The organism is Belnapia rosea (genome assembly GCF_900101615.1).
GTDB classification, from domain to species: Bacteria; Pseudomonadota; Alphaproteobacteria; order Acetobacterales; family Acetobacteraceae; genus Belnapia; species Belnapia rosea.
Genome location: NZ_FMZX01000002.1, coordinates 81,549 through 92,518, shown reverse-complemented (window position 1 = coordinate 92,518; position 10,970 = coordinate 81,549). Strand labels below are relative to the sequence as shown.

14 protein-coding genes and 1 pseudogene are annotated in these 10,970 nt (G+C 71.4%); 8 read left to right on the top strand and 7 right to left on the bottom strand.

Annotated features, from left to right (window positions below):
* Positions 1 to 103: 103 nt before the first annotated feature.
* Complete coding sequence (locus BLR02_RS06605) at positions 104 to 643, bottom strand: NAD(P)H-dependent oxidoreductase (RefSeq protein ID WP_090661791.1); 540 nt, start codon at positions 641 to 643, stop codon at positions 104 to 106.
* 88 nt (positions 644 to 731) lie between these two features.
* Here BLR02_RS06605 and BLR02_RS06600 point away from each other — a divergent pair, with 88 nt between their 5' ends.
* On the top strand, positions 732 to 1,649 hold the full coding sequence (locus BLR02_RS06600; RefSeq protein WP_245704658.1) for a LysR family transcriptional regulator: 918 nt from the start codon (positions 732 to 734) through the stop codon (positions 1,647 to 1,649).
* A 23-nt stretch (positions 1,650 to 1,672) separates the two neighbouring features.
* Here the strand turns inward: BLR02_RS06600 and BLR02_RS06595 are convergent, their stop codons facing one another.
* Together BLR02_RS06595 and BLR02_RS06590 are read right to left on the bottom strand one after the other, a co-directional pair.
* Entirely contained in the window at positions 1,673 to 2,584 is a 912-nt protein-coding gene (locus BLR02_RS06595; RefSeq protein ID WP_090661788.1) for an ABC transporter permease, read from the bottom strand.
* A 13-nt stretch (positions 2,585 to 2,597) separates the two neighbouring features.
* Positions 2,598 to 3,551, bottom strand: a complete 954-nt coding sequence (locus BLR02_RS06590; RefSeq protein ID WP_090564788.1) for an ABC transporter permease — start codon at positions 3,549 to 3,551, stop codon at positions 2,598 to 2,600.
* A 350-nt stretch (positions 3,552 to 3,901) separates the two neighbouring features.
* On the opposite strand from BLR02_RS06590, the gene BLR02_RS06585 reads away from it, so the two are divergent.
* From BLR02_RS06585 to BLR02_RS06565, 5 genes and pseudogenes are all read left to right on the top strand, one after another.
* Positions 3,902 to 4,846 carry a flagellar motor protein MotB gene (locus BLR02_RS06585; RefSeq protein WP_090564789.1) on the top strand — a complete coding sequence of 315 codons (945 nt, stop codon included), beginning with the start codon at positions 3,902 to 3,904 and terminating at the stop codon, positions 4,844 to 4,846.
* Positions 4,843 to 5,244 (top strand): motility-associated protein, encoded by a 402-nt coding sequence (locus BLR02_RS06580; RefSeq protein ID WP_090661785.1) that lies wholly within the window; start codon positions 4,843 to 4,845, stop codon positions 5,242 to 5,244. The genes BLR02_RS06585 and BLR02_RS06580 overlap by 4 nt, the downstream gene beginning before the upstream one ends.
* A 34-nt stretch (positions 5,245 to 5,278) precedes the next feature.
* Positions 5,279 to 6,892 carry an ISL3 family transposase gene (locus tag BLR02_RS06575; RefSeq protein ID WP_245704657.1) on the top strand — a complete coding sequence of 538 codons (1,614 nt, stop codon included), beginning with the start codon at positions 5,279 to 5,281 and terminating at the stop codon, positions 6,890 to 6,892.
* A gap of 41 nt (positions 6,893 to 6,933) precedes the next feature.
* Positions 6,934 to 7,458: pseudogene (locus BLR02_RS06570) on the top strand (MotA/TolQ/ExbB proton channel family protein); the annotation flags it as partial.
* A gap of 18 nt (positions 7,459 to 7,476) precedes the next feature.
* The gene (locus tag BLR02_RS06565; RefSeq protein ID WP_245704656.1) at positions 7,477 to 7,935 is read left to right on the top strand and encodes a PaaI family thioesterase; all 459 of its coding nucleotides are present in this window, start codon (positions 7,477 to 7,479) and stop codon (positions 7,933 to 7,935) included.
* A gap of 4 nt (positions 7,936 to 7,939) precedes the next feature.
* On the opposite strand, the gene BLR02_RS06560 is transcribed toward BLR02_RS06565, so the two are convergent.
* Positions 7,940 to 8,446 (bottom strand): MmcB family DNA repair protein, encoded by a 507-nt coding sequence (locus tag BLR02_RS06560; RefSeq protein WP_245704655.1) that lies wholly within the window; start codon positions 8,444 to 8,446, stop codon positions 7,940 to 7,942.
* A gap of 81 nt (positions 8,447 to 8,527) precedes the next feature.
* Between BLR02_RS06560 and BLR02_RS06555 the strand changes: the two genes are divergently transcribed.
* Entirely contained in the window at positions 8,528 to 8,959 is a 432-nt protein-coding gene (locus BLR02_RS06555; protein WP_090564796.1) for an Rrf2 family transcriptional regulator, read from the top strand.
* Between the two features lie 45 nt (positions 8,960 to 9,004).
* On the opposite strand, the gene BLR02_RS06550 is transcribed toward BLR02_RS06555, so the two are convergent.
* Positions 9,005 to 9,295 carry a 4a-hydroxytetrahydrobiopterin dehydratase gene (locus BLR02_RS06550; protein WP_090661779.1) on the bottom strand — a complete coding sequence of 97 codons (291 nt, stop codon included), beginning with the start codon at positions 9,293 to 9,295 and terminating at the stop codon, positions 9,005 to 9,007.
* 58 nt (positions 9,296 to 9,353) lie between these two features.
* Between BLR02_RS06550 and BLR02_RS06545 the strand changes: the two genes are divergently transcribed.
* Entirely contained in the window at positions 9,354 to 9,746 is a 393-nt protein-coding gene (locus tag BLR02_RS06545) for a metallopeptidase family protein (RefSeq protein WP_090564800.1), read from the top strand.
* 3 nt (positions 9,747 to 9,749) lie between these two features.
* Here the strand turns inward: BLR02_RS06545 and BLR02_RS06540 are convergent, their stop codons facing one another.
* Both BLR02_RS06540 and BLR02_RS06535 read right to left on the bottom strand, forming a co-directional pair.
* Positions 9,750 to 10,493: a trypsin-like serine peptidase gene (locus tag BLR02_RS06540; protein WP_090661776.1), complete on the bottom strand. Its 744-nt coding sequence runs from the start codon at positions 10,491 to 10,493 to the stop codon at positions 9,750 to 9,752.
* Positions 10,493 to 10,969, bottom strand: coding sequence for a copper chaperone PCu(A)C (locus tag BLR02_RS06535; RefSeq protein ID WP_245704654.1), 477 nt, complete (start codon positions 10,967 to 10,969; stop codon positions 10,493 to 10,495). Before BLR02_RS06535 ends, BLR02_RS06540 begins: the two co-directional genes overlap by 1 nt.
* Position 10,970 lies beyond the last annotated feature (1 nt).

Here is a 10,970-nt window from a genome sequence, read left to right as displayed (position 1 = left end):
GGCTGTGCTTGGTTAGACACCTAGACAAGTAGATGATATAGAAGTTTATCTATATTTCACCGAAACAAGCTGGTTGGGGATGGTGCCGGGACCCGCCAGCCGATCATTCCTGGCCGAGCGCAAGAAGCCGCTCCCGGTAGGCCGCGCCGGCGCTCGCCAGCTCGCCGTCCGAGGCCGCCTTGGCGTTGAAGAGCAGGAAGGGCGCCTGCCATGCCAGTCCGCAGCGATGGGCGGTCGCGTGCAGGGGACGCAGCAGCTCCGGCAGGGGGTAGAGGTTCACCCCTGCCGCGCTGTACGCCTCGGGCCGGTTGCCGGCCGTGGCCGCGACCAGCAGCGGTCGGCCAGCCAGGCGGGCACCCTCGGCTTCGGCCTTGACGTAGAACATCCGGGTCAGCACCGCGTCCTGCCAGGCCTTGAGCAGCGGCGGGGTGGAGTACCACTGCACCGGGAATTGCAGGACGATGCGGCGGGCCGCCAGCAGCCGCGCCACCTCCGCCTCCAGGTCGAACCGGCCATCGGGACAGAGCGCCTCCAGATGCGCCACCTCCACCCCCGGCAGCGTGGCAACCGCCCCTACCAGCGCCCGGTTGGCGCGCGAAGTGGCGTAGTCGGGATGGGAGAGCAGGATCAGGGTCTCGGTCACGATGTCGCTCCTTGGCTGTTGCCAGGGAGGATGGGGCGGGGTCTGGTATCGATCCAACGGATGATTGGTATGGGCCATCATGGATCCGGTGAATGGTTTGCGTGGGGTCGACCTGAACCTCCTCGTCGTCCTGCATGCCTTGCTGGAGGAGGCGCATGTCACCCGCGCGGCGCGGCGCCTCGGCCTGTCGCAGCCCGCGGCCTCGAATGCGCTGGACCGGCTGCGCCACCTCTTCGGTGATCCGCTGCTCGAGCGAGGGCGCGGCGGCCTGCGCCTCACTCCGCTGGCCGGGACCTTGCGGGCGCCGCTGCGGGAGGCGCTGGCGGGCTTGCAGGAGGTGCTGCGGCGCCCGGGCCGCGACCTGACGACCGCGCGGCAGACCGTCCGGATGCTGATGGCCGATGCGCCGGCCGCGTCCCTGCTGGTGGCGCTGCAGGCGCGGCTCGCCGTCACGGCGCCCGGCGTCACCCTCGCGCTGCTGCCCTGGGCCGGCGCGGCGGACGCCCTGGCCCGGCTGCATCACGGGGATGCGGATCTGGTGGCCTCGGTCCTGCCGCCGCTGGATCCGCCGCTCCGCCAGCGGCGCCTGCTGGAGGAGAGCTACTGCGTCGCCATGCGCCCCGGCCATCCGGCGGCGGCCGATTTCGGCCTCGCCCGCTGGCTGGACTTCCCCCATGTCGTCGTCTCCGGCCATGGCGGGATGGAGACGCCGCTGGATGCCGTGCTGGCGGCGCGTGGCCTGGCACGCCGGGTCGGGGTCGTGGTCCCGAGCTTCCTCATGGTGCCGCCCCTGCTGGCCGGGTCGGACCTGATCGCCATGCTGCCGACGCGCTGCGTCCCCGACGGGGCGGCGCTCACGCTCCGGCCCACGCCCCTGCCGGTCGAGGGCTTCCGGCTCGACCTCGCCTGGCATGACCGGCGCAGCGGCGACCCGGTGGTGATGCATGTGGCCAGGGCCATGACCGAGGCCTTCGGCGCGGACGGGATCCCCGCGCCGCCGGCCTGAGGAAGCCCCCGCCGGGGCGAGGCTCAGCCCTTCACGTCCATCGCCTGGCGCAGCCCGTCGCTGAGCAGGTTGAAGCAGATGGAGGTGACGAAGATGCAGGCGCCGGGCAGGACGGCGACCCAGGGCTGGACATAGATGGCGGTGCGCAGCGTGTTCAGCATCAGCCCCCATTCCGGCTCCGGCGGCTTGGTGCCGAGGCCGAGGAAGCTGAGGCCGGAGGAGAGGATCATGCAGACGCTGATGAGGCCCGTGGCATAGACGAAGATCGGGCCGAGGACATTGCCCAGCACATGCACGCGGACGATGGTGAAGCCCGAGGCGCCGGAGGCCCGCGCCGCATCGACGAAGTCGAGGTTCCGCACCCCCTGCGTCACGCTCTCCGCCACGCGGATGATCTGGGGGACGAAGACCAGCGTCAGCGAGAGGATGGCGTTGAAGATGCCCGCACCCAGCGCGCCCGAGATGGCGACGGCGAGCAGCACCGAGGGGAAGGCGTAGAAGATGTCCGTGGTGCGCATGATCGCCATGTTCACCTTGCCGCCCATGAAGCCGGCCGTCACGCCGAGGGTGGTGCCGATGACGAAGGCGAGGACCACCGGCACGATGCCCATGAACCAGGAGAGGCGGCCGCCATAGAGCAGGCGCGTGACGATGTCGCGGCCGAGCTCGTCGGTGCCGAGCGGGTAGTTGGGCGTGCCGATGCCGCGCAGGCGGCGGATCATGCTGCCCTGATAGGGCTCGTGCGGCGCCAGCAGCGGGGCGAAGACGATTGCCAGCAGCATCAGCAGCAGGATGGCGGCGCAGGCGATCGTCACCGGATCCCGCCTGACGCGCTTGAAGACGCCGGCCCAGTAGCCCTGGGAGCGGACGGGTGCCTGGCGGGCCTGGACGGCGAGTTCGGCCTCGGCGGCCGTCGGGGTGGTGGCCGTGCTCATGGAAACGGGTTCCTCAGGCGCGCTTGATGCGGGGGTCGAGGGCGGTCTGGATCAGGTCGACCAGCAGGTTCAGGGCGACGAAGAACATCGCCAGCACCAGGATGGTGCCCTGCAGGACGGGCAGGTCGCGCTGGAAGATGGCGCTGTTCAGCAGCAGCCCCGTGCCCGGCCAGGAGAAGACGGTCTCGACCAGGATCGAGCCGCCCATCAGGTAGCCGAGCTGCAGGCCCATGATGGCGAGCGCGTTGGGCGCGGCGTTCTTGACGACATGGTAGAAGATGCCGCTGCGCGTCATGCCCTTGCCGCGCAGCGCGGTGATGAATTCCTGGTTCATGATCTCGGCGACGATGCCGCGCACGGTGCGCGTGACGATGCCCATCGGGATGACCGAGAGGGTGATCGTCGGCAGCACCAGATGCTGGATGTGGTCCCAGTCCCAGCCCCAGTCGGAGGAGCCGCCGGGGCCGGCGCCCATGGCGGGCAGCCAGTTGAGCTGCACCGAGAAGATCACGACCAGCACCATGCCGAGCCAGTAATGCGGCACGGAGACGCCGGCGACCGCGATGCCGACCGCGCCCCGGTCGATGGCCGAGCCGCGGAAGGTGCCGGCGAGGCCACCCAGGATGCAGCCGAGGATGAAGCCGAGGGTGGAGGCGGCGAAGGCCAGCATCAGCGTGTTGCCGATGGCGGTGCGGAGATCGGCCCAGACCGGGCGGCCGGTGGCGAGCGAGCGGCCGAGGTCGCCGACCACGACCTTCGAAAGCCAGAGGCCGAATTGCACCGGCAGCGGCTTGTCGAGGCCGTAATCCTTCCGCACCTGCTCGACCACATCGGCCGGCGCATCGGGCGGGACGATGGCGTTGATCGGGTCGCCCGGCGCGATCTGCACCAGCATGAAGCAGACAAAGCCGACCGCCAGCGCGATGGGGATCGCGTAGACGATGCGCCGGAGCAAATAGAGGATCATGCGAACGCTTCCGGATTGCTGGAGATGGGGCAGGCGGCCGCGTGGAGGCCGTCCGGCGTCATGCGGCCGGCGCCCCGGGCCGCGGCCTGGCCGGCGGCGGGCGCGGGCACGGCGCCGCCGGCAGGCGGCAGGCGTCGCAATGTCTGGGCCCGGATGGGCATGGGTGGTGGTGTCCCGGTCATCCCCACCCCGACGCAAGGCCCGTGCCAGCGTGCGGGGCCATGCTGCGGTGCGGCACGGCAGGGAACTGCCCAGGGCGGGGGCAGGGTGCCTGCATTGCGGGCGGCAGCGGGGTTAGGCGGAAATTAAGGGGGATGGCCGGAGAGTGCCGCGAGCGGAGCGGCTGAGGCATGGCGGGCAAGGGCAAGCAGGCGGGCGTCACCATCGTCATCCGGAAGGAGGAGGGCGGCGAGCACGGCCATCATGGCGGTGCCTGGAAGGTCGCCTATGCCGATTTCGTCACGGCCATGATGGCCTTCTTCCTGCTGATGTGGCTGCTGAACGCCACCTCGGAGGAGCAGCGCCGGGGCCTCGCCGACTATTTCTCGCCGAACAACGTGCTGGCCCGGGCGAATTCGGGCAGCGGCGCCCCCTTCGGCGGGCGGACGCCGCATGCCGATGGCGCCTCGGTCTCCGATAGCGGGGCGGTGCGGGTCGAGCGCGGCCCGGCGCCTCCTGTCCTCGACCTGGAGGAGGAGGAGGGCGACACCCCTGCCCCGCCGCCGCCGGAGATGGCGCCCGCCACGCCGCGGCCCGACCCGGCCGCCATCCCCGATGCCGAGCTGCGCGAGGAGCTAGCGCGGCGGGAGCAGGTCGCCTTCGAGCGGGCCGCCGAGGATATCCGCGCCGCCGTGCGGGACGACCCGGCCCTGGCCGAGCTGGCGCGGCAGCTCGTCGTCGAGCAGGTGCCGGAGGGGCTGCGGGTCCAGATCCTCGATGCCGAGCGGCGGCCGATGTTCACCGCCGGCAGCGCCGCGCCGAACGAGCGTGCCCGGGCGCTGCTGCAACGGGTGGTCGGCATCGCCGCGCGGCTGCCGAACGGCCTCGCCATCGCCGGCCATACCGATGCGACCCCCTTCCGCGGCGGCGAGCGCAGCAACTGGGAGCTCTCGGCCGAGCGGGCCAATGCGGTGCGGCGGCTGATGGTCGAGGGCGGGATCGCCGAGGCGCGGCTGCAGAGCGTCACCGGCCATGCCGACCGGGAGCTGCTGCTCCCCGCCGAGCCGGCCAACCCGGCCAATCGGCGCGTCTCCATCACCCTGCTGCGGCAGCTGCCGGAGAGCGCGGCGCGATGACGACGATCGGCGGCTTCGTCTTCCTGCTGGCCATGGTGTTCGGCGGCTACATCATCGCCGGCGGCAAGTTCGGCATCATCCTGCATTCCCTGCCCTACGAGATGATGATGATCGGCGGCGCCGCCGTCGGCTCCTTCGTCATGTCGAACAGCATGCACGACATCAAGCACGTGCTCGGCGGCTTCGGGAAGATCATCAAGGGCGCACGCTTCCACAAGCACGAGTACTCCGATCTCCTCGCACTGCTCTACTTCTTCGTCCGGCTCGCCCAGCAGAAGGGCGCCATGGCGCTGGAGCCGCATATCGAGAAGCCGGAGGACAGCGCCGCCTTCCAGAAATTGGTTCTTCCGCACTTCCCGTGCTGCGGGTCGTCGTTCCGGGGCGGAGTGAGCACATAGAGAGGGTACGTTCCTCTCCCCTGAAGTCTGATTGTTGTCAAAGCGTCTTCTTCCGCTTATCCCGGCAGGGCTGCTGGTCCAGCAGATCCTGCCCTCCCACGAACTCCTCACCGTCGTCGTCGCACCGCGTGAGCCCTGGGCAACCTGCCCGGCCTGCGGCAAGCCGTCCTGGCGGGTTCATAGCCGGTATGACCGCATCCTCAACGATCTGCCCTGGCAGGGGCGGCCAGTCCAGCTGCGCGTTCAAGCCCGGCGCTTCCGGTGCCTGGAGCTGGCGTGCCCGCGCCTGACCTTCGCCGAGCGGCTGACCGACACTGCGCTGCCAGCCGCACGGCGGACAGGGCGGCTGGACGACCTCCAGCGACATCTGGGCCTGGCCGCCGGCGGCGAGGTCGGCTCGCGGCTGGCGGCGCGCCTGGCCATGCCGGTCAGCGCCGATACCCTGCTGCGGTTGGCGCGCCGTACTGGCGCTGTGCCGCAGGTGAGACCGCCGGTGCGGGTGCTGGCGGTCGATGAATGGGCTTGGCGCCGTGGTCACCGCTACGGGACGGTGCTGGTTGACCTCGAGCGCAACCGGGTTGTCGACCTGCTGCCGGACCGCAGCGCTGAGAGCCTGGCGTCGTGGCTGAAAGCCAACCCTGGCGTCACGGTGGTCGCCCGCGATCGAGCCGGCGTCTACGCCGATGGTGTCCGGCAGGGTGCACCCGATGCCGTCGAGGTCACCGACCGCTGGCACCTGTTGCGCAACCTCGGCGACGCCGTCCATGCCGCAGCCGAGCGCCACCATGCGGCGGCGCGCCGGGTCGCCCGGGAGGTAATGCGGCAGCCTGCGGTGCCCAGCACCCCTGTCCTGGCTGACAGCGCCCGTCCAGGCGCTGCAGGGCGCCAGATCGTCGCGGCACGCGAGCGTCGGCAGGGCCGATTCGACGAGGCGGCGCGCCTGCACGCGGCAGGAGCCTCGTTAAGCGCGATTTCCCGCCAGCTTGGCGCCGACCGCAAGACACTGCGGCGGTGGCTCCGCGCCGGCACCGTGCCGTCCTGGCAGCAGCCCCGGCGCGGCAGCGTGCTTGATCCCTACCGCGACCATCTGGAGCACCGCTGGGCCGAGGGGTGCCACAACGCCGCCCGGCTGTGGCGGGAGCTGGCGGCGCTGGGCTTCTCAGGACGTGACGCCGTCGTCCGCAGCTGGGCAACGGAGCGTCGCAGGACGGAGCCGAATGGAACCTGGGCGACCCGGACCGTTGGCGGCAAACCATGGCGGCCGCCCTCGGGCCGGCGCGTGACGCGGCTGCTGATGGCCGAGCCCCGGACCCTGTCGCGGCCTGACCGCGCCTTCACCGCGCGTCTGCTGGAGGAAGTGCCCGCACTGGCAGCAACCGCCGCCGCAGCGAAGCGGCTTGAAGGCGTGCTGCGGAAGAGGAGCGGCGAGACCTTGGCAGACGTCTTGGCCGCCGCGGAACGGACGCACCTCTCCGCCTTCGTCACGGAGCTACGGAAAGACATCACCGCCGTCGAAGCCGCGCTCCGCCTGCCCTGGACGACCAGCCCGGCCGAGGGACAGATCTGCCGCATCAAAATGATCAAGCGCACCATGTACGGCCGAGCGGGCTTCGCGCTGCTCCGTGCCCGCGTGATGCACCCCGCATGACGGCAGAACGGCAGCACGGGAAGTGCGGAAGAACCCAGAAATTCCCCAAGATCGCGGCCGACAAGGTCGCCACCACCATGATCTGCGACTACCTGCGCATGGTCGGCATGAATGCCGACGACCCGCACCAGATCGAGGACATCATGGCACGGGAACTCAAGAAGGTGGCGAACGAGGAGATGCACGCGGCGCATGCCATGCAGGCCATCGCCGATGCGCTGCCGGCGCTCGGCATCGTCGCCGCGGTGCTCGGCGTCATCAAGACCATGGCGAGCATCGACCAGCCGCCCACCGTCCTCGGCAGCATGATCGGCGGCGCGCTGGTCGGCACCTTCCTCGGCATCCTGCTGGCCTATGGCCTGATGGGGCCGATGGCGGCGCGGCTGAAGGGCGTGGTCGAGGAGGAGTGCAAATTCTACGAGGTGATCCGCGCCGTCCTCGTGGCCCACCTGCACGGCAATGCGCCGCAGGTGGCGGTGGAAGCCGGCCGCAAGACCGCGCCGAGCCATTCCATGCCGACCTTCCAGGAGCTGGAGGCGGCGCTGCAGGAGCTGCAGATCGCCTGACGCGGCATACTTGACCGGATGGGACGGCGCGGGCACCAGGGCCGGATGGATCAGCCGGAATTCCCCCAGGCGGGCTCGCCCTACCACACGCATCTCGGCATCGCTGTGGAGGAATGGCGGGAGGGCTATGCGCGGCTGGTCTGCGGGACCGCGCCCTTCCATGCCAACCGCTCCGGCATCGTGCATGGCGGGCTGCTGCTGTCGATGATCGACCAGGCGGCGGCCTTCTCCGGCCTCTACTGCCCCCATCCCGGGCGGGTACGGCGGGCGGTGACGCTCGACCTCGACTGCCGCTTCACCGGCCAGGCGCAGATCGGCGGCCGCCTGGTCGCCGAGGGGCGGGTGGTGACGGGCGGGCGCAATGTCTTCTTCGCCCGCACCGAGGTCTTCAATGCCGAGGGGCAGCTGGTGGCCTTCGGCTCCTCCACCCATCGCTACCGGGCGGGTAGCGGGGACCCGGAGGGCGTGCCGGCCTGATCCGCTACTCGACCCTGAGGGCGGCGCGGCGCTCGGCGCGGCCGGCCGGGTCGGTCAGGGCCGAGAGGCGGTCGGCGGCCAGCATGGCGAAGCGGTGCAGCAGGGCGCGGCGGCGGGCGGGTGCCAGCGGATGGGGCGGGGCGTCGCGCAGCTGGGCCATCTCCAGCCCATCGGCGACGAGCAGGCCGGCATCCTCGGGCAGCAGCTCCTGCGGGAAGTCGAGATCGACCGCGAAGAACAGCCGGTCGCAATACTCCCGGTAGTCAGGCCATTTTGAGTCCGACAGGAAGTCCCGGGCACAGGACTTGACCTCGAGGATGGCGAAGCCCCCATCGGGCAGCAGCGCCAGCAGATCCGCCCGACGGCCATTCGGCAGCGGCATCTCGCCCAGCACGGACCATCCGCGCAGCCCGCAGAAACGCTGCGCGGCCCGGCAGACCGCGGCGGTGCGTTCGGCAGGCGCAAAGGTGCATCCCGCGGCGATATCCGGCGTTGATGGGAGAATGGTCACAAAATTACGGCTCCGGCGTCAGCGAAACGATGGAAAGTGCCCCGGCGACCCGGGCTGGGCCGCACTGTTATATGAAAAATCATGATAGCGACTCGGTTCTCCGTCGGCCTCCACATCCTGATCATCGTCGCCAGCGACCCACCGGGTGGCGCGACCAGCCTACGCCTAGCCGCCAGCATCGGCACCAACCCGGTGGTGGTCCGGCGCATCGCCGGGCAGCTCTCCCGCGCCGGGCTGATCTCCGTGCAGCGGGGGCCGGGGGGCGCCAGCCTCACCCGCTCCGCCGAGGCCATCAGCCTGCGCGATGTCTGGCGCGCCATCCATCCGGCACCGGAGGCGATGCTGCGGGTGCACCGGGCCAACGCCAAGGCGGAGCCGCTCGGCCAGCGCATCCCGCCCCTGCTGCGGCAGCGCTTCGATGCGGCGGAGGCCTCGATGCTCAACGACCTCGGCCGGACCAGCCTCGCCGAATTGCTGGCCCAGGCCCAGGAGATGCCGCAGGCGGCGGATTGATCGTACCGCCTCGGCCCGGCCTCAAGCAGGCTCCGCGGAGCTACCCTACCGCAGCAGCGCGTCGATGGCATGGGCCAGGCGGAGGTCGCGGGCGGAGAGGCCGCCGGCATCATGCGTCGTCAGCAGGATCTCGACCCGGTTCCAGACATTCGACCATTCCGGGTGATGGTCCTGCGCCTCGGCCAGCAGGGCGACGCGGGCCATGAAGCCCCAGGCTTCCGAGAAGTCGCGGAAGCGGAATTCGCGGTGGATGGCGTCCCGCCCCTCCACGGGGCGCCAGTCGGGCAGCTCGCTTGCCAGCGCGGCACGGGCGGCGGCATCCAGCGTCTCGACCATCGGCCTCTCCCCTTCCTTGCTGCTTGACCTTGGCGCCGTGGCGGCCTCCGCTAAGGGCATGCGCCATACCACCCCGCCGAGCCTCGAGGATATCCTGGAACTGGCCGAACAGGCCTTCGGCGCCATCCCCGCGGTCCTGCGGGACATGGTGCGCGGCACGGCCATCATGGTGGAGGATGCGCCGGATGACGAGACGCTGGAGGGGCTGGGGATCGAGAATCCCTGGGAGCTCACCGGCCTCTATCGCGGCGTGCCGCTGACCCAGAAGAGCGTGCTCGACGTGCCGCAGGAGCCGGACACGATCCTGCTCTACCGGGAGCCGATCCTGCTGGAGTGGATCGAGACCGGGGAGGAGCTGTTCGGCCTGGTGCGGAACGTGCTGATCCACGAGATCGGCCATCATTTCGGCCTCTCCGACGCCGATATCGACCGGCTGGAGAGCGAGGAGTAGCCGCTACTCGCCCGCCGCCAGCATTGCGGCGACCGCGGTGGCGGGGACGGCGGCACCGAGCGCTGCCGAGGGGGCGCTGCGCGAGGCGATGCCGGCGACGGCCCAGCCGCCATCCGGCCCACGCGCCAGCAGGGGCGCGCCGCTGACGCCGCGGGTGCCGGCGCAGTCATGCAGCAGCATCGCGGCGGGGCCGGCGGCGGAGAGGCCGAGCAGCCGGCAGCCGGTATCGGCGAGCAGCACCTCCGGCCGGTCGCGCTGGTAGCCGCCGAGCATCAGCGGCGTGCGCGGCGATGGCGGCGTGGCCAGCAGCGGCAGCACGCGGTCGGGCAGGCCGAGCGGGGCATCCAGGGTGAGGATGGCCCAATCCGCCGGCGCCGGGCCACCCCGCGCCGGGTCGAAGCCCGGGCCGATGCGGTAGGCAACCACGCGGGCATGGCCGAGCGCCGTGCCGCGGTCATAGCCGAGCAGCACATGGATGGTGCCGGGCTGCACCAGGGCGCGGCTGCGCGGGGCGACAAGGCAATGCGCCGCCGTCAGCACCTGGCGGAGGCCGATCAGCGCGCCGGTGCAGCGGCCGCCGATCTCGAGCTGAACGCGGCCGAGGGCGCGCCAGGGCGCCTCGGCCAGGGCGACGGGGCGGCGGGGATCGGTCTCGCCGATGCCGGGGCGGAGCGCCGGCTGCGCCGCGGCAAGGCCCGGCGCCAGCAGCGCGGCGAGGGCCAGGAGGCGGCAGGCCGGCCGCCGCATCAGTGGTGCATCGGCCCGCGGGCGCCGGCGGCGCCGACATGCAGCATCACCTGCACCTCCCCCGCGCGCTCGAAGCGGAGGGTGAGTGGCACCTCGCCGCCCTGGCTCAGCGGCTCCTTCAGGCCGATCAGCATGACATGCAGGCCGCCGGGCTGGAGGGTGACAGTGGCGCCGGGCGGGAGGGGGATGCCCTCCACCGGCCGCATCCGCATGACATCGCCCTCGCGCACATGGCTGTGCAGCTCGACGCTGCGGGCGATGGGCGAGGCGGCGGAGAGCAGCCGGTCAGGCTGGCTGCCGCCGTTGCGGATGGTGAGGAAGCCGGCCCCGGTGCCGTTGGCGCCCGCGGCGCGGGACCAGGGCTGGGTCACCGCGATGTCGCCGACCGTCGCGCCATGAGCGAAGGCCGGGAGGGGGGCGAGCAGGGCGAGGGCGAGCAGGGCGCGGCGCGTCGGGGTCATGGTCGGGGTCCTCATC